This is a genomic window from Corynebacterium sp. UMB9976 (assembly GCF_030212265.1).
Taxonomy (GTDB): Bacteria; Actinomycetota; Actinomycetes; order Mycobacteriales; family Mycobacteriaceae; genus Corynebacterium.
This window is the reverse complement of the sequence record NZ_JASODY010000003.1, coordinates 1-20,995: the sequence shown is the minus strand read 5'-3', so window position 1 is coordinate 20,995 and position 20,995 is coordinate 1. Positions and strand designations below refer to the sequence as shown.

General features: G+C 66.8%; 11 protein-coding genes, 1 tRNA gene and 1 pseudogene. 9 read left to right on the top strand and 4 right to left on the bottom strand.

The window, feature by feature from the left end; translation table 11 throughout:
- Positions 1-13: 13 nt before the first annotated feature.
- From QP140_RS02805 to QP140_RS02785, 5 genes are all read left to right on the top strand, one after another.
- A complete protein-coding gene (locus QP140_RS02805) occupies positions 14-1,168 on the top strand; it encodes a TIGR02569 family protein (protein WP_284758009.1) in 1,155 nt (384 codons plus the stop codon).
- 63 nt (positions 1,169-1,231) lie between these two features.
- Complete coding sequence (locus QP140_RS02800; RefSeq protein ID WP_284758008.1) at positions 1,232-4,774, top strand: ATP-dependent DNA helicase; 3,543 nt, start codon at positions 1,232-1,234, stop codon at positions 4,772-4,774.
- 3 nt (positions 4,775-4,777) lie between these two features.
- Positions 4,778-8,452 carry a UvrD-helicase domain-containing protein gene (locus QP140_RS02795; RefSeq protein ID WP_284758007.1) on the top strand — a complete coding sequence of 1,225 codons (3,675 nt, stop codon included), beginning with the start codon at positions 4,778-4,780 and terminating at the stop codon, positions 8,450-8,452.
- Between the two features lie 138 nt (positions 8,453-8,590).
- Complete coding sequence (locus QP140_RS02790) at positions 8,591-9,664, top strand: potassium channel family protein (protein WP_148812292.1); 1,074 nt, start codon at positions 8,591-8,593, stop codon at positions 9,662-9,664.
- Positions 9,665-11,815 carry an ATP-dependent DNA helicase UvrD2 gene (locus QP140_RS02785; protein ID WP_284758003.1) on the top strand — a complete coding sequence of 717 codons (2,151 nt, stop codon included), beginning with the start codon at positions 9,665-9,667 and terminating at the stop codon, positions 11,813-11,815.
- Between the two features lie 25 nt (positions 11,816-11,840).
- Here QP140_RS02785 and QP140_RS02780 read toward each other — a convergent pair whose 3' ends face one another.
- Positions 11,841-12,815 carry a hypothetical protein gene (locus QP140_RS02780; protein ID WP_284758001.1) on the bottom strand — a complete coding sequence of 325 codons (975 nt, stop codon included), beginning with the start codon at positions 12,813-12,815 and terminating at the stop codon, positions 11,841-11,843.
- A gap of 175 nt (positions 12,816-12,990) precedes the next feature.
- Here QP140_RS02780 and QP140_RS02775 point away from each other — a divergent pair, with 175 nt between their 5' ends.
- A complete protein-coding gene (locus QP140_RS02775; RefSeq protein ID WP_070761659.1) occupies positions 12,991-13,587 on the top strand; it encodes a M48 metallopeptidase family protein in 597 nt (198 codons plus the stop codon).
- On the opposite strand, the gene QP140_RS02770 is transcribed toward QP140_RS02775, so the two are convergent.
- Positions 13,584-15,218 (bottom strand): zinc-dependent metalloprotease, encoded by a 1,635-nt coding sequence (locus QP140_RS02770; protein WP_284758000.1) that lies wholly within the window; start codon positions 15,216-15,218, stop codon positions 13,584-13,586. The genes QP140_RS02775 and QP140_RS02770 overlap by 4 nt on opposite strands.
- 183 nt (positions 15,219-15,401) lie before the next feature.
- Between QP140_RS02770 and QP140_RS02765 the strand changes: the two genes are divergently transcribed.
- Complete coding sequence (locus QP140_RS02765) at positions 15,402-16,478, top strand: YlbL family protein (RefSeq protein WP_284757999.1); 1,077 nt, start codon at positions 15,402-15,404, stop codon at positions 16,476-16,478.
- A gap of 25 nt (positions 16,479-16,503) precedes the next feature.
- Here QP140_RS02765 and QP140_RS02760 read toward each other — a convergent pair whose 3' ends face one another.
- Positions 16,504-17,040 (bottom strand): PPA1309 family protein, encoded by a 537-nt coding sequence (locus QP140_RS02760; protein WP_043951981.1) that lies wholly within the window; start codon positions 17,038-17,040, stop codon positions 16,504-16,506.
- A gap of 141 nt (positions 17,041-17,181) precedes the next feature.
- Here QP140_RS02760 and QP140_RS02755 point away from each other — a divergent pair, with 141 nt between their 5' ends.
- Both QP140_RS02755 and QP140_RS02750 read left to right on the top strand, forming a co-directional pair.
- Entirely contained in the window at positions 17,182-20,187 is a 3,006-nt protein-coding gene (locus QP140_RS02755; protein WP_284758147.1) for a UPF0182 family protein, read from the top strand.
- Between the two features lie 211 nt (positions 20,188-20,398).
- Positions 20,399-20,472, top strand: a tRNA-Met gene (locus QP140_RS02750).
- A gap of 116 nt (positions 20,473-20,588) precedes the next feature.
- On the opposite strand, the pseudogene QP140_RS02745 reads toward QP140_RS02750, so the two are convergent.
- Positions 20,589-20,995: pseudogene (locus QP140_RS02745) on the bottom strand (IS1249 family transposase); the annotation flags it as partial.

Genomic DNA, 20,995 nt, shown 5'->3' with positions numbered 1-20,995 from the left:
GAGGTGACCCGCCGTGAATGATGCCCACTCTGCTCGTGACGCTGGTCGCTCTGCCGGTGCTGCTAGCTCCGGCGCAGCTAGCCCTGCTGGCGCGCTGGGCACCCCGCCGCCAGCCCACATCCTCAACGGCTTCCACGCGCATGTGGACGACCCCGTGCAGCTGGATCAGCCGTGGTCATACGGTTGGCGCTGCGACCGCGCGGTGATCTCCCTGGCTGAGGAGCCAATGCGTGCGTCCTGGATCGCCAAAACCACCGCGAAGATGCGGCCCGCTGGGGTGGGCGTATCCCGCCCCATGCTCTCCACCGATGGCCGGTACACGGTCTCCGGGTGGCGGGCACGGACCTTCCTCTCCGGGCACCGCGCGCCGCGTTTCGACGAGATGGCCGCCGCTGCACTGCGCATCAACGAATCCCTCCGCGGCCTGCCACGACCGGAGTTCCTGGCGCCCCCGGAGCTCACGGGCACCTGGGGGCAAACGGAGATCTTCGTCGCCGCGGATGCTGCCGCCTTCGCCGAGCAACCCCAAGAGTGGATCGCCCCAGCCATGGATGCCGCGGCGGTGCCCCGCAAGGACATCGCCGAGGCTCTGGCCAAGGCCGTGGAAATCACCGCACTGCGCACCGAGATCACGGCGGAAGACCAGCTGGTCCACGGCGACGTCATCGGTTGCATGATCTTCGACGGTGCCGCCGACCCCGCGATCACCGACCTGGTGCCTGCCTGGCACCCCACCGGCTGGTCCGTTGCGCTGCTCGTCGTCGATGCGATGGCCTGGGGCAACGGGGACGACGCCCTCCTGGACCGCTGGTCCCACATCCCGGACTTCATGCAGCTCGCCCTGCGCGCCGTGCTCTACCGGCTCGCGCTGCACGCCATGCTGCCCAACTCGCGGCCGGAAGCCTGGCCGGGGCTGTCGCGCACCGCGGACGTCATCGCCGCGCGCGAGCAGCAGAACGAGGCACGGCAGGAGTGGGAAGACGAGGGCGAACCTGCGGAAGAAAGCGGGGAGCACGTCGGGAACGAGGCCGAGGAATCGGTGAGCGAGCCGGCCGTGGAACAGGGCAGCGACGAGACCGGCGAGCATGCCGACGAGGATGGCGCCGAGGATTCCGACGAGGGTGGCGCCGAGGACGTCGATAAGTACCCTGATCAGGGGCGAGAGTAAGAAAATCGAACACCGCGGAAGGACGCGGCGGGGCGTGTCTGCCCCGGGTGCCATACTGTTGGCATGACGGACACAGCCAAGAATCAACAGCCGACCGCCGTGGCCTCACCGAGCACGCCGAAGGACCGCTTGGGGGCGCGCGAGGCGGCGAAGGTCGTGCTGCAGCCACCACGCCGGGTGGGGGAGGAAGGCCACGAGTGGGACGGGCTTGCTGGGGCCATCGTCACCGGCGATGAACGCATCGATAATTCCGCGCCGTGGACCGTCCTGGGCGGTCCGGGGACAGGTAAGACGAGCCTGCTCGTCGACACGCTGGTCCACTTCCTCGCCGCGGGGGGTTCGGCGGACGAAGTCATGGTGGTCACCCCCACTAAGGACGCCGCCACGGCCGTGAACACCCAGCTGGTAGCCAGGCTGGCAAGCATGAGCAGCTTCGCGGCGACGCGCACGCCGGTGCGTTCTGTGCACTCCTGGGCCTTCGCGGCACTGCGCAGCATGCTGCTGGCTAGCGACCGGGAAGCACCGCGGTTGCTCACCGGTGCTGAACATGATGCGGATGTGCGGCTGCTGCTGGCCGGGCACGCCGAAGACGGGGCGGGGGCGTGGCCGGAGCACATCAGACCAGCGTTGGGCTACGTGGGTTTCGCCCGCCAGCTGCGCGATCTGCTGCTGCGCGCTGAGGAGCGCGGGGTGGGGCCGGGCGAGCTCACCGGGCTGGGGGAGAAGTACGACCAGCCGATGTGGGTGGGGGCTGGGCAGTTCCTCGACGAGTACCGGCAGACGAGGCGGCTGGCCCAGTCCATTAGCCTTAACGCCTCCGAGCTGCTGCACACCACGCTGCAAGAGATGGCCGATGGGCCGGGGCGGGCTCAACTCGACCGGTGGCGGGAGAAGCTACGGCTGATCCTCATCGATGATGCCCACAACCTCGACCCGGCAGCCGCCGAGTTCCTGGAGCAGTTCTTCACCCCGGAAACGCGGGTGGTGCTCGCCGGGGACCCCGACCAGTGCGTATTCCACTTCCGCGGGGCGGATGAGGAGCTGCTCAGCAAGTACGCCGCCGACGAGAGCCACCGCGTGGTCCTGAGTGGCTCCCAGCGCTTTGGAGTGCCCACCGCACGGGCCATCAACGCGCTGACCGGGAATCTGCCGCACGTGGACACCCGCATCCCGCTGCGCGTGGCCGAGGACGCTGAGGTGGCCGGGGGCATCGGAGTAGCCGGGGAGAATGCCGCGCCGGATGCCAGCGACGCTGGGGCCACGTCCGGTGCCGCGGGGGAGCGGAACCAACCGATCCGAGTGCTGCGGGCGAACTCCGGGACCGCGGAGCGGCTGCACATCACCGACACCCTGCGCCGCGCCCACGTCCGCGACGGTGTGGCCTGGCAAGACATGGCCGTGATCGTGCGCTCCGTCGGGGAGATCGCGCCGATCCGGCGTGCCCTGCTGACCCACGGGGTGCCCGTGCGGGTCGACCAGACCTCCATCATCCTCGCGGAACAGCCCCTGATCCGGCTGCTGCTCACCGCCCTAGAGGCCACTTACCGACCGTTGGAGAACTCCGAGGTCCGGGTACTCATGGAGTCTATGGTCGGTGGCGCCGACCCCATCATGGTGCGCCGCCTCGAGCGCGTGCTGGCCCAGGCGCTGGCCCGCCAACGCCTGCAGGGCAAGCCGGTGCCGGAGAACGCCGCGGGCCTGCCGTACCAATCCAGCGACGCGCTCAGCGCCCTGCTCAACGGCACCGCCAGCGCGGAGGATGCGGCGGAGTGGACCGCGGGATTCAACAACCGCGAGCTGCAGATCCTGCAGGACATGAGCGACGTCCTCACCGCGGGCAGGGAGGCACAACGGGCGGGACAGTCCGTGGAGATGGTGCTCTGGGAGATCTGGAAGGCCACCGGGCTGGACACCCGCCTGCAGGAACGGGCCCTGCGCGGCGGGACCTTCGGCTCCCAGGCGGACCAGGACCTCGACTCGGTGATGATGCTCTTCGACATGGCCGGGGACTTCGTCGAGCGCCACCCCAACGCCTCGATTCGCACCTTCTGCGAGGAAGTCCGCGCCCAGGAGCTGCCCACCGGTGGCCGTGAGCGCGGGATCGCCAGCAACGCCGTGGAGATCCTGCCCGCCCACGCCGCCGTGGGCCGCCAGTGGCATACCGTGGTCGTCTCCCGCGTGCAGGAAGGCAGCTGGCCCGCCGGGCCTACCGTGGGCGGGCTCTTCGGCCAGCTAGAGCTTGTTGATCTACTGGACCGGGGCATTGAACCCGGAACGCGGGTCTCGCGCGTGGCGAGTGCGGTCCACGAGGAGCGGAGGCTCTTCCTCGTCGCCATCTCGCGAGCCACCCACAACACCCTGGTGACCTGCATCGACAACGCCAGCGTGGAAAACGGCGTGCCCTCCCGCTTCGTCGAGGAGATCGCCGACGCGCCGGGCGCCGCCACTCCGTTGGGAACCGTTGACCAGGTTGAGCAGAACGGTCCGGTGGGGCAGGAGGCCGCGCCGGGCGAGCCCGTGCAAGGGGAGCTTGGGCTGGGGCTGGAACTGGGTGAAGCTGCGCAGCAGGGTGAAGGTGCAGCGCAGGCAAGCGCGGTCGAGCAGACCAGCCCAGCAGAACAGCTCAGCGCCCTGCCGCGAGTGCTCGCTCTCGAGCCGCTCATCGCCGAGCTGCGCGACGTGGTCACCGACCCCACCCAACGGCACCACCGCCGCCGCGCCGCCGCGCGTAACCTCGCCGCGATGGCTGACGCCGGGATCTTCGGCAGCCACCCCGTCGACTGGTGGGGCATGGCCGAACCCACCACCACGGAGCGGATCACCGACCGGCGCGGAGGGGTCTCCCTGAGCCCCTCCAAGCTGGACAATATCGATAACTGCGCGCTCAAAACCTTCTTCGACGACCACCGCGGGGCGCAGGAGGAAACCAACGCGATGCGGGTGGGCATCGTCGTCCACGCCATCGCCCAGGCCATCGTCCAACAAGACCTCAGCCTTGAGGATGCTCGCTACGCCGCGCGGGCCGCGCTTCGCTGGGCGGTCGTGGGGCCAGCATTTGAAGTCAACGCAGCACTCGAACGCTGGGAACAAGGCATCGAAAACCTCCACAGCTGGATCACCGGCACCCGTGGTGAAGTCGAGGGCACGGAATGGGAGGTCGAGCAACAGCTTTCAACCCCCCTGGGAACCCTGCCCACCGGGGAGGAGGTCACCCTCCGCGGACGCATCGACCTCATGGCCACCGATGAGGACGGCCGGGTCATCGTCTACGACTTTAAGACCGGGAAAACCCCAAAAACCAAGCCCGAAGCCCAGGCCAGCCGCCAGCTTGGCGCCTATCAATTCCTCGTGCACGCGGATCGCGGCAAGCAGCCTTATGGTGCGCACCTGATCTACCCAGCCGCCAGCGATGGGAAGCTCAAGAAAGCCAGCCAACCGGACTTCTCGCCCGAGCAGCTCGCCGAGACCAAGCAGAATCTGCTCGCCGCCGCCGAACAGATCAGCGAGCCCGTGCAGAGAGCCACCCCAGGTGACGCGCAGTGCAAGTACTGCAGCTACCACCTGATCTGTCCGGCCAAAGACGCCGGCCGGAAGGTGGTCAGCTAGACCATGAGCCAGTCACAATCCACCCGCGAGGAAAACACAAGCAACGCGCAGCCCGCGACCCCGCACAACGCACAGCAGCGAAAGGCAGCAATGCAGAAACCAGCCGGCGGAATCATCAGCCCTGAGGAACTCGCCACCCGGTGGCTCAAGCAGCCCTACCCACCCACCCCACAGCAATCCGCGGTCATCAGCGCGCCACCGCAGGGCAGCTACATCGTCGTCGCTGGTGCCGGGGCAGGAAAGACCGAGACGATGGCCGCGCGCGTGGTCTGGCTCGTCGCCAACGGCTTTGTGCTGCCCGAACACGTCCTCGGCCTGACCTTCACCCGCAAGGCCGCCAACGAGCTTGGCCAGCGCATCCGTGGCCGGCTGGAAACACTGGCCCGCAGCGGCTTCCGCGACCAGCTGCCAGCCGACGACCCGCGCCACGAAGCGCTGCGCAACATCTCGCCCGCCGTCTCCACCTACGACTCCTACGCCGGCAACATCGTGGGAGAGTACGGCCTGCTCGCCCCCGTGGAACCCAGCGGGCGGATCATCAGCGACGCTGAAAAATGGATGATCACCCGCCAGCTGCTCATCGATCACGACCGCGAGCTGACAACCTCCCGTTCGATGAACCGCATGATCGAATTCATCCACACCCTCTCCGAGGAGATGGATAACCACCTCGCTGACCTTAAGGACGTCCGCGGCGAAACCGAAGCGCTGATCGACACCTTCCAACAGGTCGAACACGGCGTGGGCAAGCCCCTCTCCCTCAAGGCATACGAGCTGCGCGACGCCAACCAGGAACGCCTGGACCTGCTGCCCTGGATCCCCAAGTACTGGGAGCGGCTAAAAGAGCTCGACGTGCGCACCTTCGGCCAGCAAATGACCCTCGCGGCGAAACTGGCCTCCGAGCACGCGATCGTCGGCCAATCCCAGCGCGAACGCTTCCGCGTGGTCATGCTGGACGAGTACCAGGACACCTCCCACGCCCAGCGCGTGCTGCTGCGCTCCCTCTTCGGGGACGGGCAGGACGACCAGCTCGCCGTCACCGCCGTGGGCGACCCCATGCAGGCGATCTACGGCTTCCGTGGGGCGACCTCCTCCAACCTCGGGAACTTCGAAGCCGACTTCCCCTTCCGCGGGCAACCCGCCCAGAAGCTCGAACTAACCACCTCCTGGCGCAACCCCGCCTCCGTACTGGACTTGGCGAACGTTGTCTCCTCCCGCACCCTGGGTGAGAACCGCACCGTCTCCGAGCTGAAACCCCGCGAGGGCGCCGACGACGGCGACATCCAGGTGGCCTTCTTCGACGAAGAGGACCAGGAACTCGAATGGCTCACCGACCAGCTGCAACAACGCTGGGAGAGCTTCAAGAAGCGCAAGGAGGCCGCCGCAGTATCGGGGGAGAAGATCAACCCCTTCAGCGCGGCCGTGCTCGTGCGGAAAAACAAGGAAGCCCTACCGATCTTCGAGCTCCTGCGTGCCAAGGGCGTGCCTGTGGAACTCACCGGCGGGGCGGGGCTGCTGGACATCCCGGAGGTCGCGGACGTCTACGCCACCCTGCGTGCCCTCGTCGACCCGGAGGACGACCCAGCCATGCTCCGCCTGCTCACCGGCCCGCGCTTCAACCTCGGGGCCCGGGACCTCCAGATCCTCGCCCGCCGCGCCCAACAGCTCCAGCGCCGCGCCAAGGGGGACACCGACCCAGGGGAGATGAACCAGGCCGCAGACAGTACTGCGACCAGCCCTGGTGCAGAGGACCCGTGGATCCACAATCCCGCCTACGAGGAGCTGAAGAGCCTCGAATCCCCACTGCGTGAGCAGCTCCTCGACGCGATTCCCAACCCCGCGGATGCCACCGTGGGGTTGGCAGACGCCATCGCGGACTTCGCGGACGCCGAAGAGCAGGGTATGAGCCCGCAGGGCACGCGAGCTATCGCCGAACTCTCCCGCGAGCTCGGCCATCTGCGCCGCAACTGCCTCACCAAGCCGCTGCCGGACCTCATCGCTGATATCGAGGACATGATCGGCATCCGCACCGAGGTGCTCACCCGCTGGCACCGCAACCCCGATGACTCGATCGGCACCAGCCACCTCGACAAGTTCGCAGAGATCGTCCAGGACTTCTCCCGGCTGGTCGGCAGCAATGCGTCTGCCCTGGTGGACTACCTGCGCGCCGCTCACGAGCACGATGCCGGCCTGGAACCCGGCGAAGTGGAGGCGAAAACCGATACCGTGCAGATCCTCACCGTCCACCGCTCCAAGGGGCTGGAGTGGGACATCGTTGCCGTGCCTTATGCGCACCGCAAGAATTTCTACGACGCCGAGGCTCCGGGGATCACCATCGACCGGTGGATCTCGAAGGCCGAGCTCCTGCCCTCCAGCCTGCGCGGCGACGCGGAAACCGAAGGCGAACCCGGTGGTTACCCGATCTACGACATCAGCCACGCCGAGAAGAGCGTGGACCTCACCAATGCCGCTGAGGCCTTCCGGGCCCAGCTGCTCGCGACCGAGGCACAGGAGAGCGAAAGGCTGTTCTACGTGGGCATCACCCGCACCGAGCGGGTGCTGCTGGTGAGCGGGGCCGCGTACCGCCCCGGCAACGATACCGCCCTGGACCCCTCGCTGAACCTGGTGCTGCTGAGAAACCGCATCACCGATGCCCGTGCGCCCCTGGCAGGGGCGAGCGTGCACACCTGGTCCGACCTTGGCCGCACCCCGAGCAAGAAGGATGCCGCGAGGGTAGAGAAGGGCAAGGCCACCGAGATCGACCACTACCTCTATCCCACGGCCGAGCAGCTCACCGCGCGCGAGGACTACGCCGCCACCCGCCACACGTCAGCCGCCGAGGAGCAGGCCAGCTGGCCACAGCCCGCACCACTGGCCAGCCGACCTGGCGCGGCCGAGGGGGCAAGCATGGTCGTTGATGCGCTCGGCGCGGCCACCACCGGCGACCCCGCAAGCCAATCCACCGCCAACCAGGACATGCTGACCCGGCAATGGGACGAGGAAACCCGCCTGCTGATCCAAGAGCACCAGCAGCGCACCCTCACCGCCGTGGAGGTCCCGCTCGACCCGATGCTCACCGCAACCCAAGCGGTCGCGATGAACCAGGACCCGGAACAGTTCGCGCGGCGTCGTCGTCGTCCCATCCCGATGCAGCCGCAGCCCTACGCCAAGCGCGGAACGGCCTTCCACAACTGGGTGGAGCAGCACTACAACCAGGCCATGCTCTTCGACGAGGACGAAATGCCCGGCGCCTCCGACGCCACCCTCCAGGACCCGCAGCTCGAGGAGCTAAAAAACAAGTTCCTCGGCTCCGAGTGGGCACAGCGCACCCCGGAATCCGTCGAGGGCTCCTACCTGGTCAACATCGGCGGCTTCGTCTTCAACGGCCGCATGGATGCCGTATTCCACGAAGGCGATGACCCCGCCGCAGGCTGGCTCGTCGTCGACTGGAAGACCGGGCAGATGCCCACCGGCCGGGACATGAGGAATGCCGAGCTCCAGCTCGCCGCCTACCGGCTGGCTTGGGCGAAAATCCTGAGTCGCCAGCTGGGTGTGGAGGTCCCGGTGGACAATGTGCGCACCGCGTTTTTCTATGTCCGCACCCAACACACCCACTACGTGCAAGACTTGCCGCACGAAGAGGAACTCATCGCCCGGCTAGGCTTGGACAAGTCCTAAGCCCTAGAATTTGATGGTTCACGACAACCCGCCCCGGGCCACGGGGCAGGGGCCAGCCCCACCGACGGGCCGGGCACCCAACAACTGATGGGGCAGGGCACGAGCCCACCCCACGCACCCACCTCAGGATAGGAAGTCATGCGGTTTAGAATGCGGGAACGCTTCCAGACGGAAGGCGAACTTGACGGTCTCCCGCCGCACGCGCTGCTCAACATCCTCCGCCTGCCGGAAGAGGAATACCGCAGCCCCTGGCGGCTGATCGGCCGCCGCATGCTCTACGCCCTCGGCCTCATCCTCGGGGTGGCGCTCCTGACCTACCGGGGAAGGGCGGGATACACCGGCATCGAAACCTTCATCGACGCGCTGTACTACTCGACTATCACCCTGTCGACCACCGGTTACGGCGACGTTACCCCAGTCAGCCAGCAGGAACGCCTCATCACGGCGCTGATCGTGACCCCCTTAAGAATCATCTTCCTCGCCCTGCTGGTCGGCACGACGCTGACCGTGCTGACGAAGGAATCCCGCCAAACCTTCATGATCCGCCGCTGGAGGAAAAGAATGCGCAACCACACCATCGTCATCGGCTACGGCACGAAGGGGCGGTCCGCCGTGGCAGCCCTCCTCGCCGACGGTGTCTCCCCATCCCAGATCGTGGTCGTGGACCTCGACCGGGAAGCCCTCGACCTCGCCAACGCCCAGGGCCTGGTCACCGTCCACGGCTCCGCGACCCGCTCCGACGTACTGAAACTCGCCGGCGTGAACCGCGCCCGGGCCGTCGTCGTCGCCCCGAACCAGGACGACACCGCCGTGCTGGTCACCCTCTCTGTCCGAGAGATCGCGCCCTCAGCCACGATCATCGCCAGCGTGCGCGAATCCGATAACTCCCACCTGCTGCGCCAATCAGGCGCGGACTCCGTGGTCGTGTCCAGTGAGACCGCCGGCCGCCTCATGGGCCTGGCGACCGTCACGCCATCCGTGACCGAAATGATGGAGGACCTGCTCTCCCCGGACGAGGGCTTCTCCATCGCCGAACGCCCCGCCAAGGAGGAGGAAGTCGGCGGCAACCCGCGTGTGCTGGAGGACATCGTCCTCGGCATCGTGCGCTCCGGCGCGCTGTACCGCATCGACTCCGCCGAAGCCGAGACCGTCGAACCGGGCGACCGCATCCTCTACGTCCGCGGCATGGGCAACCTCGAGGAGGGAGAGTAATTGGAGACCAGGGACCACCTGGATCCGGAACAACTTCGCGCAGCAACCGCCCCCCGCGGACCCGTCGCGATCATCGCGGGCGCCGGCACCGGCAAGACTCGCACCATCACCCACCGCATCGCCCACCTCGTGGACGGCGGCTTCGTCAACCCTGACCAGGTGCTGGCCGTGACCTTCACCTCCCGGGCTGCTTCCGAGATGCGGGAACGCCTCGCGATGATGAACGTCGCGCGCGTCCAAGCCCGCACCTTCCACGCCTCCGCCATGCGCCAGCTCGGCTACTTCTGGCCGAAATACGCCGGCGACCTGCCGTGGAAGCTCGTGGACTCCAAGTTCCCGCTCATGAGCCGAGCCACCCGTGGCGCCGGCCTGGAACCCACCACCACGCTGCTCAAGGACCTGATCGGTGAGGTGGAGTGGTGCAAGTCCTCCCTCGTCGTCGCGGAGGACTACCCGAAGGTCATGGTGCCGGAGCGCCGCGACTGCCCCGTGAGCCCCGAGCAGTTCATCAAGGTGTTTCAGAACTACGAGCAGCTCAAGGCCACGCCCGAGGGCATGCTGCTAGACTTCGACGACCTGCTGCTGAATATGGCTGCCGCCATCGAGTCCAACGTCGGTATTGCCGAGGAGTTCCGCTCCCAGTACCGCACCTTCGTGGTCGACGAGTATCAGGACGTCACCCCGCTGCAGCAGCGCCTGCTTGATGCCTGGCTCGGCGAGCGCGACGACCTCACCGTCGTGGGCGACGCCAACCAGACCATTTACTCCTTCAACGGAGCTAGCCCCAGCTACCTACTGGACTTCACCACGAAATTCCCCGAGGCCACCACCGTGCGCCTGCACCGGGACTACCGCTCCACCCCGCAGGTCGTGGAGCTGGCCAACGAGGTGATCGGCAAGGCCAAGGGCCGGGCCGCCGGGACCCGGCTGAAGCTGGAGGGGCAGCGCCCCGACGGCCCGGAGGCGGAGTTCGTGGAATACCCCGACGAGGCCGCAGAGGCCAAGGGGGTGGCGGAGAAGATCGCCCAGCTGATCAAGCAGGGCGTGCAGCCCGCCGAAATTGCGGTGCTGTACCGCATCAACGCCCAGGCCGGTGCCCTGGAGTACGCCCTGGAAGAGGCCGGGATCCCGTACCAGGTCAAGGGTGGAGAAGGGTTCTTCTCCCGCGCTGAGATTCGCCAGGGACTGGGGGCGCTGGCGAAGAGCGCCCGGAACTTCGGCGGCCAGCCAGGCGGCGGACCAGGCGGCGCTACCGGCGCGGACAGCACAGGCCCGGAGACCCGGGAGGAGATCCTCAACGCCGCGAAGGCGGCACTCGCCCCGGTCGGCCTGACGGCCACCGAACCCAGCGGTGCGCAGGAACGCCAGCGCTGGCAGTCCCTCAACGCCCTGGTGGAGCTGATCGAGGAGATCCTCACCGCGAACCCACAGATCAGCTACCTCGGGGTCATTGGCATGCTCCAGGAGCGAGTGCGCTCCAAGAACCCGCCGAAGGTGCAGGGCGTGACCCTGGTCAGCGTCCACATGGCCAAGGGCCTGGAGTGGGACGCCGTTTTCCTCGTCGGCCTCTACGAGGGCATGTTCCCGATCCACCACGCCCTCAAGGGCGCGGGCGCGGCCGACGCGATCGAGGAGGAACGCCGCCTGCTCTACGTCGGCGTCACCCGCGCCCGCGAACACCTCCACCTCTCCTGGGCACTCGCCCGGCAGGAGGGCGGCAAGCAGTCCCGGGTGCGCACCCGATTCCTCGACGACCTGGTGCCGTGGGAGGACGAGGACGACGGCGAACTGGCCATCGACCTGGACCAGGCGCGGCGTCGTCGGAAAACGGGCGCCCCGAAGAACGCCTGCGCCGTCTGCGGCACGCCCCTGTCCACCCCGGAGGCGAAGATCCTCGGCCGTTGCGGCCAGCACTCGCTGGAAACCGACCAGGTGGTCATCGGGGAGCTGCGGCAGTGGCGGCTGGACACCGCAAAGTCCATGGGGGTTCCGGCATACGTGGTGTTCACGGACGCCACGCTGCTGGCCATCGCGCAGCGCATGCCCGCCAGCCCAGAGGAGCTCATCCAGGTCCCGGGCGTGGGACCGATGAAGATCGAACAGTTCGGGGAGGACGTCCTCGCCATCACCGCGAACTACGCCACGGGATAATGGTGCCCGCGGGGGGGAGCGGGGCCTAGCGGGCCACGTCCAGCCCAAGGCCAGCCTCCGCCATGCGGCACAGCACGCACTCCGGTTCGCGCCGCACCTCCTCGGGCTGGATGGCGAAACCGGTGGTGTCGAAGAACTGCCGCTGGGTGAGCAGTGGCGGGAGCGCGGCTGGGTCCGAGCCAGCATCGCGCCAGGGGATGATGTGCTCCCGGATGATCTGGGTGGTGATCTCCGCCAGCAGACCGTGCTCCGCGGTGGTGTAGCTGACCGGCCGGGCCGTGGCCTGCGCACGGGTGCTGCGCCACAGCGCATCGCGTTCCAGGTAGGCCTGGTCGATGCAGCTCAGGCAGGCGGTGCGCCCGGGGATAATCAGTGGGCCGAAGGTGAGGTACCCGTCGATCACCCCGGTGGGGTAGTGGGGGATGAGCTTTTCGTGCAGCCAGAACTGCACATCCGGTGGCGGGAAGAGCTCACCCGGCAGGATCAGGACGTCCTTGCGGGCCGTACGCCCCTGGCTGGTGATGACCTGCCCGGACCGTGCCTCGCTGGTGGTGCGTGGCGCCTCCAACCAGTCCACCTTCACACCGTGGGTGAAGAGGGCATCGGCGAGGGCCAGGGAGGGCTTGCCGAAGCGCAGCAGCGGGATGGCCTGCTCCTCGGTGGCGACCAGCACCCCGGCCCGCGTGAGCTCCTCGGCGATGGAGCCCGCCTCAACAGAGGTGAAGCCGCAGTAGCCCAGGGTGGCCGCGAGATCCTCCGCGGTGAGACCTGCGCGGGCCTGCATCATCACCTGCAGCACCTGGCCGGGGTCCACGGAGGCCGGCACCGGGAGGATCACTGCGTTGCCGGGGTGGATACCGAACTGGATGCTGCGGTCTGGTCGCAGCAGCACCGCCGTGCCCGGGCGGAGCACCATCCGGGCAGGCGGACCGGAGCTGGCTGTGGCATTCGCGGTTCGCGAGCCCTGTGGCCTGTCTTTTTCGGCGGTTGCGTGCACCATGATTCCCCCTCGGATTCGCAGCTCCCCTGAGGCGCGGCCCCATCCGCGCCCGGGCGACCCCCGCCGCCCGCGTTCTGTGTCTGCGCAGAATTCTAGCCACGCGGGCACCGGGGCGTGGGCAAAGTGCGAAACCGCGAAGGATTAGCGACAAGCGCGGCGGCTAACATGTGCTTCCATGACCAGAGCCCAGCCCACCGCCACGCAACGCAAGGCCCAGCAGGCCGCCGCGCGGCTCAGCACCCCGGCCCGCCCGGTGGAGGTGCGGCTCTCGGCGCGGCGGAAGAAGACCATCACCGCCCGCTGGGAAGGGCAAACAATCGTGATGCTGGCTCCGGCCGCGATGGGCCTGGAGCGGCTGGTGGCCGCGGGGGAGGGGCTCATCGCCCGGCTAGAAAAGAAAGCCACCCGTGCCACGAACCACAAGCGCAGCGACGATCAGCTCCAGGCCCTGGCCGAGGCCTTGAATGACAAATACTTAGGCGGCCAGGCGGAATGGTCTTCCATCACCTGGGTGAAGAACATGACCACCCGCTGGGGCAGCTGCACCCCCAGCACCGGGCGCATCCGCATCTCCCACCGGCTTAAACAGGTGCCGGATTACGTCCTGAACTCCGTGATCATCCACGAACTCGTGCACACGTGGATCCCCAACCACGGTGCGGACTTCTGGCACTGGGCTAGCCGCGCGCCACAGCTCGAGCGGGCCCGCGGCTACCTTGAGGCCTATCAGCGCTGGGGCTGCCCGGGCGACGGCCCGGAACCGCAGCCCTAATCGTCCTCGTCGTCCTCAGACTCCGAGCCCTTATCCGGCTTGTCGTCCTGCTCCGGGCGGCGGCGGTTGGTGCGCTCCTCGCGCGGCCCGCCCTGGCGGTTCAGCTCCGCCTCCAGCTTCTCGATCTCGCTGATCGGGTCGAAGTCCTCGTCCTCGCCGTCGAACGCCACCTTGCCGATGAATCCAGCCGGGTTGTCCAGGTCTTTGGCCAGCGGCAGCAGGTCCGGGTGATCCCAGATTCCGTCGCGCTTCTCCGCGCCCACGGCCTCGTCCAGCTTGTGCCACAGACCAGCGGCATCGTTGGCGCGCGGCGCGAGCAGGGAAATGCCCACGGTCTTGCTCAGCGCCTCCATCTCCGGGGACTCGGTGTTGCGGTAAGAGGACCACGCCGCGGTGAGGATCGACGCATTCGGCATCCGGTCCGCCAGCGCCTGGCCGACCACGTAGTCCACCCAGCCCTCCACGAGGCTCAGGCTGGTCTCCAGCCGCTCGCGGGCGTGCGCGTTCGCGGACACGACCTTGGGGGAGAGGTCCTGGCCCTGCATCTGAGCCATCATTTCCTGCATCTTTGCGGGATCATTCATGGACTCCGGGTTGAACTCCCGCATCGCCTCCTCCATCGCGGAGGTATCCAGCGCCAGCCCGCGGGCGAACTCCTCAACATCCAGGATGAGGCGCTCGGCCAGCCACGGGACGTGCTTGAACAGGCGGTGGTGTGCGGCCTCGCGGGTCGCCAGGTAAATCAGCGCCTCCCGCTTATCCGTGCCCAGCTTCTCGGCCATGGACTCCAGTTGTGCGGTCGCCACAGCCGCCACGTTGCCGCTTGCCAGTGGCATACCCCACTGCGTGGAGTGGCTGACACCCGTCGCCAGCTCGCCGAGTGTGTGGCCCAACTGCATGGAGAAGTTCATCGCGTTGACCTGGCGCATGATGCCGGCCAACGGGCCCATCTGATCCCGCATCTCCTCCGGGATCTCGCCCATCGCGGCCTCGCCGAGCTTCTCCGCCAGCGGGGTGAAGATCCGCTTCCACGTCTCGAGCGTTTCCTCCAGCCACTGCTCCGGGCCGAAGGCGACGGAGCCGGTCGCGCCCGCAGGCAGCGTGGTCGCCCCGTCCAGCCACAGCTCCGCGAGTCGCACGGATTCCGCCACGGCCTGGGAATCCGACTGGCTCGGCGTGCTGGACCCCGATCCGCGCTGGGGGCCAGCGCCGAAGCCGAAGAACAAACCGCCGAACGGGTGCTGCCCACCCTCGCTGGCCTGCTGCTTGCTGCGGATGTGCTGGCGAGCGGTGCGCTCCACCATCGAATAGTTCACAGCATCATCTGCGCCCGTGCTGTTCAGATCCGCGCCGAAGCCGCTAAACATCGAGCCGAACTGGTTCAGCAGGTCGCCGAGGTTCCCGCCGCCGAAGCCACCGCCGAAGGGATTCGACTGCTCAGAACCACCCGAGCCCGGGCTGCCGAAGATAAATTCGAAAGGATTATTGCCTCGACCGTCGCCCTGGCCGCCACGACCGTCGCCATCGTCGCCACCGTTGTGACCATCCTTGTGGTCATCATCGTCGCGGCCGTTGTCGTCGCCGTTGCCACCGTTGTTATTGGGGTGCATGCCGAAGCCGAAATTACTCATGCCAACAACCTTACTGATCGCAGCGGACAGCGCCCCACCAAAAACCGCCCGTTCCGTGTGCTGTGAGCGAACGGTCCCGCCATCGCTTCCCGTCACCCTTTCCATATTGAGGACGTCACCCCGCACCCACCGCCCGGCCTCGCCTCAACCCAGCAGTCCCCACGAGCAGGTAGGGTATGAACGATGAAAATCTGGAACCGTCGCAACCGAACGATCGCGCTGGGCGCCGCCCCGGTCGTCGTCTTGGTGACCCTGCTTGGCCTGCCGAGCATCCCGGGCACCGATATCGACCTGACGGTTCCCTACGCGGCAGAGGGCAAGGGGCCGACCTTCAACACCCTCGGCGAGGAGGGCGGCAAGCAGGTCGTCGAGATCACCGGTGCGGAGACCAATAAACCCGCCGGTCACCTCAACATGACCACCGTCTCCGTGCACACCAAGCTCACGCTCGGCCAGGCGCTCGCCCGGTGGCTGACCACCGACGACACCCTCGTGCCGATCGGGCAGATCTTCCCCGCGAATAAGTCTCCCGAGGAAGTCCAGCAGCAGAACCAGGCGGCTTTTGCTGCCTCGGAATCCAACGCCACCACCGCGGCGATGAACTATCTCAACAAGCCGCTGGAAACCGCCGTCATCGACGTCCTAGACGACGCGCCGGCAGCCGGAAAGATCAAGGTCAACGACGTCATCCGCGAGGTCGGCGGCCGACCCATCACCACCCCCGATGAGCTCGCACGGGTGGTCGGCGAGCACGCGCCGGGCGACGAGATCGACGTCCTGGTCGACCGGCAGGGCAAGGAGGAGACGGTGACCGTCACGCTCGGCGAGCCACCGAAGCACCTCCAGCGGGCCGAGCAGGGCTCCGCCTTCCTGGGCGTGACTTCTGTATCCCAGCCCGCGGGTGAGATCCGCGTGCGCTATAACCTGCAGGACGTCGGCGGCCCTTCCGCGGGACTGATGTTCTCCCTCGCCGTCGTGGACAAGCTCACCCCGCAAGATCTGACGGGTGGCGCGTTCGTCGCGGGTACCGGCTCCATCGATGCTGCCGGCCAGGTCGGCGCGATCGGCGGGATCACCCACAAGATCCGCGCGGCTGCGGACGCCGGGGCCGAATACTTCCTGGTGCCCGCCGGCAACTGCGCCGAGGCGCTCACGGTGGAGGACGCGGGGCCGAAGCTGGTGAAGGTCGACTCCCTCGAGGACGCGGTCAAGGACTTGGAGGGCATCCGCTCCGGCGGCGACTTCGACACCTGCAGCTAGGGCGCAGCGAGGCCCTAGCGAGGCCCTAGTCCACGAAGGTGGCGCGCAGCGCGGCGATCACGCCCGGCGCAATATCCTCCCCGCCCCGCAGCTCCACGCGGTCCTGGCCGAAGGGATCGGCCGCGAGTTCCTCCTCGGTCGGGCGCAGCTGCAGCAAGGTGCGCTCGGAACCATCGCCCGCCGCCGCGGCGCCGTCCCGGGCACCCGCGTCCAAGATGCCGCTGAACAGTCGTGCCTGCTGCGGGGCTGCGTCCTCGCCTAGGGAGGAGTCCACGAAGGAGATCTCCTGGGCCAGGATCGCGCCCACCACCTGCGCAGGCCAGCGGATGGAGGCGACGAACTCGCCCAGCTCCTCCGAGCCGGGGCGGATGTGCTCCGGCAGGTCGTCCTGCACGATCAGGGAGAGCGGGTTGCGGTCCTCGGTGAGTTCCAGGGCGTCGGCGACGAGCTCCGTCGGAACGAGGGCGAACAGGGTGGCGGGGCGATCCCAGCCCTCGGCCTGGATGAAGTCCACGGCCTCCATGAGGGCGGCGTTCAAGATGCGGTCATCGTTGAGGTTCATGGCCGCGAGTTTAGCCCGCCGCCCCATATGTGGCGGCAGCCAGCATCGCTAGGGGCAAAAACTCATTTCGCGAGGGAAGTTTTACTACGTATCCTGGACTGTTAGATCTGATTCTGCGTAGGAAGTAGTGAACCCTTGAGTATGTCGGCACAGCCTCCATCTGGCGCCTCATCTGCAAATTTCACGCCCTCGCGCCGTTCCAAGATTATCGCCGGCCTGGTCATGGCGCTGGGCGTGGCGTTCTTCTTGGTGCCCATCGTGGTTGGTGCGTACACGGACTGGCAGTGGTTCCGTGACCTGGAATATCAGGGCGTATTCTTCAGCGTCATCGTGACCCGCGTGATTCTATTCCTGATCTTCGGTCTGGTTGCGGGGGCGATCGTCTGGCTCGCGGCCTTCGCCGCCTACCGCAAGGGGCCGACCAGCCTGGAGTCGCTCGGCTCAGCCTCGCCATTGGCCGCGAACCGCCCGACGATCCGGCAGACCGTCCGCCCGATGTTGGTGTGGCTGCCGATCCTGGCGGGCATCGTCGTCGGCTTGGTCTCGCAGGGCAACTGGCGCCGCGCGATGCTGTTCTGGAACTCCTCTTCCTTCGGGGTGGAGGACCCGCAGTTCGGCAAGGACTTAAGCTTCTACGCGTTCAACCTGCCGATGCTGAACCTCATCCTGGGGCTGCTCAGCTTCATGCTCATCATCGCCTTCTTCGTCAACGGCATCGGCCATTACCTGCTGGGCTCTATCACCACCGGTAACCCGCGGGTGGGGGAGAAAGCGAAGGTCGCCCCGGCGGCCCGCCGCCAGCTGGCGATCATCGCCGGCATTTGGATGATCGTGAAGGCCGTGGGCTACTGGTTCGACCGCTACGACCTGCTCAACCGCCAGCACGACACCTTCACTGGTGGTTCCTACACGGACATCAACGCTGTCCTGCCCGCGAAGATCGTCCTGCTCGTCGTCGCCATCTTCGTCGCTGCCTTGTTCTTCCTCACCATCGTGATGAAGGACCTGCGCATCCCGGCGCTCGCCGTGGCCCTGATGCTGCTGACCTCCCTCGTCGCCGGCGTAGCCTGGCCAGCAATCCTGGAGCAGTTCTCCGTCGCGCCGAACCGCGCGGAGAAGGAGCGCGAGTACATCGCCCGCAACATCGACGCCACCCGCCACGCCTACGGACTCGGGGACGATAACGTCACCTACGAGCGGAACTGGGGCACCAAGCAGGGCGGCAAGAAGGCGGAGCGCTCCATCGCCCAGGACGACGTCACCCTCTCCAACATCCGTCTCCTGGACCCGCAGGTCTTGTCCCCGACGTTCACCCAGCAACAGCAGCTGCGTAACTTCTACGGCTTCTCCGATGAGCTCGCCGTGGACCGCTACGAGGTCGATGGCAAGATGCGTGACTTTGTCGTCGCCGCTCGTGAGCTGAACCCCAATACCCTGGAAGGCAACCAGCAGGACTGGATCAACCGCCACACCGTCTACACCCACGGCAACGGCTTCATCGCCGCCCCGGCCCGCAAGGTCGACGAGGTGGCCCGCGACGTCGGTTCCGCCCGCGGTGGCTACCCGGTCTACACCGTCGCTGACCTGCAGTCCCTGGAGCGGGGTCGCCAGGGTGGCGAGCTGGAGCTGGATCTGAAGCAGCCGCGTATCTACTTCGGCCCGCTGATCGCCTCCAACCCGACGCCGAACTCGGACTACGCCATCGTCGGCCGTACCGGCGGCAACCCGCTGGAGTACGACACCGAGGACAGCAACTACACCTACACCGGTAAGGGCGGGGTGGACGTCAATAATCCATTCAACCGCCTGATGTACGCCGCCCACTTCGAGTCGATGAACCTGCTGCTCACCGACCGCATCGGCGAGGACTCCCGCATCCTGTACAACCGCGACCCCCGCGAGCGCGTGCACAAGGTTGCACCGTGGCTGACCACCGACTCGAAGACCTACCCGACCGTCATCGACGGCCGCATCAAGTGGGTCGTCGACGGCTACACCACCCTGACGGATCTGCCCTACTCCGAGCGCACCAGCCTGACGGAGACCACGACGGACACCACCAACCCTGATGGTGTCCGCCGTGAGCAGCTGGTCACCGACAAGGTCAGCTACATCCGTAATTCCGTCAAGGCCACCGTCGACGCCTACGACGGCACCGTCGAGCTCTACGAGTTCGACGAGAAGGACCCCGTCCTGAAGGCCTGGCGCGGCGCGTTCCCGGACGTCGTGAAGCCGAAGTCCGAGATCAGCGACGAGCTGATGCAGCACATGCGCTACCCAGGTGACATGTTCAAGGTGCAGCGCGAGCTCATCGCCCGCTACCACGTCAGCGACCCGGGCGTGTTCTTCCAGAACGACGCCTTCTGGTCCGTGCCTTCCGACCCGACCGCCAAGGAGAACAAGGGTGAGCTGGCGCAGCCGCCGTACTACGTGGTCGCCGCCGATCCGGAGACCGGCAAGCCGAGCTTCCAGCTGATCACCCCGTTCCGCGGCCTGCGTCGTGAGTTCCTGGCTGCGCACATGACCGTCTCCTCCGACCCGGAGAACTACGGCAAAATCCACGTGCGCGTGCTGCCGACCCAGACGCAGACCCAGGGTCCGAAGCAGGCGCAGGATACGATGATGTCCTCCGACGAGGTCGCCCGCGAGCGCACGCTGCTTGAGGGCACCAACGACGTCATCAACGGCAACCTGCTGACCCTGCCGGTGGGCGACGGCCAGGTGCTCTACGTGGAGCCGGTGTACTCCAAGCGTAAGGACCAGGAGTCCGCGTTCCCGAAGCTGCTGCGCGTCCTGGTGTCCTACAACGGTCAGGTCGGTTACGCGCCGACGATCGCCGAGGCCCTGGAGCAGGTGGGCATCGACCCAGCTGCCGCCACGGACCTGGAGGAGGTCGACGGTAGCGTCGTGGACCCAAGCAAGGGCGACAAGAAGGACGAAGGCGAGTCCGATAAGAAGGACGAGGGCAAGGATCAGGAGCAGGGCTCCGGGGCGGCTGGTCAGCTGCCACCGGGCGACGCTGCCGCCAAGGTCCGGGATGCGATGGACAAGGTCAACCGCACCCGCCAGTCCGGCTCCTTCGAGGAATTCGGTAAGGCTCTCGACGAGCTGGATAAGGCCGTCCGCGAGTTGCAGTCCCAGCAGTAGGGGCTGGCTGGGTGCCCTGGAGGCGCCCGGCAGGCTGGGTGACCGCATGGCCGCCCAGTGGCTAGCCCGCTGATCGCCCGTTGGTCGCAGCGCTCGATGGAAGAGTGCAGGACAACGGGCGATTTTGCTTTTGTATAGAGCCTTGTTAGGCTAGTCGATGTTGCAGACAGAGGTCAGCCAAGGAATTGGCTGGGTCTGTACTCGCAAGCGTCGCGGGGTGGAGCAGCTCGGTAGCTCGCTGGGCTCATAACCCAGAGGTCGTAGGTTCGAATCCTGCCCCCGCTACTAAGAGCAAGGCCCCCTCACTGGAAACGGTGAGGGGGCCTTCGTCATGCCAATCTGGTTCAGTGTCGGCTGTGGGTTAAGTAAAGAAAAGTGTGTCTTTTCCGGGCGTGTTGCGGTTATTTGATCCAGCCTTTTTGGATGCCGAGGTTGTGTTGGTAGCTGGTGTCGATGGCAGTGTCGTATTCTGCTGGTGCACCGATGTCATTGATAGTGGCTGTGGTGTCGTGGGTGATCAGGTCTGTTGCCGTGGAAAGTGCGTCTTGACCCCATCGTTGGTCCCTGGCGATCTTGACCGGATCGTCAGGGGCTTCTGTATGTAGATACAGCCACCAATCCATCACTGTGCGTTGATGCGGTAGTGATAGTCCGCGGTGTCTGCGGGCTAGTTCTTTTATGGGGGCGTTGATGCCACCTTCGAGGCTGTTTGTTGTTGCTGCAAGGTTGTTGGGGTCGATGGTTGTTGGTGGGGGTTGCAGGTAGGTAAACAGCAGGTCTCTGCGGTGCAGAGATAGCAATGATTGAT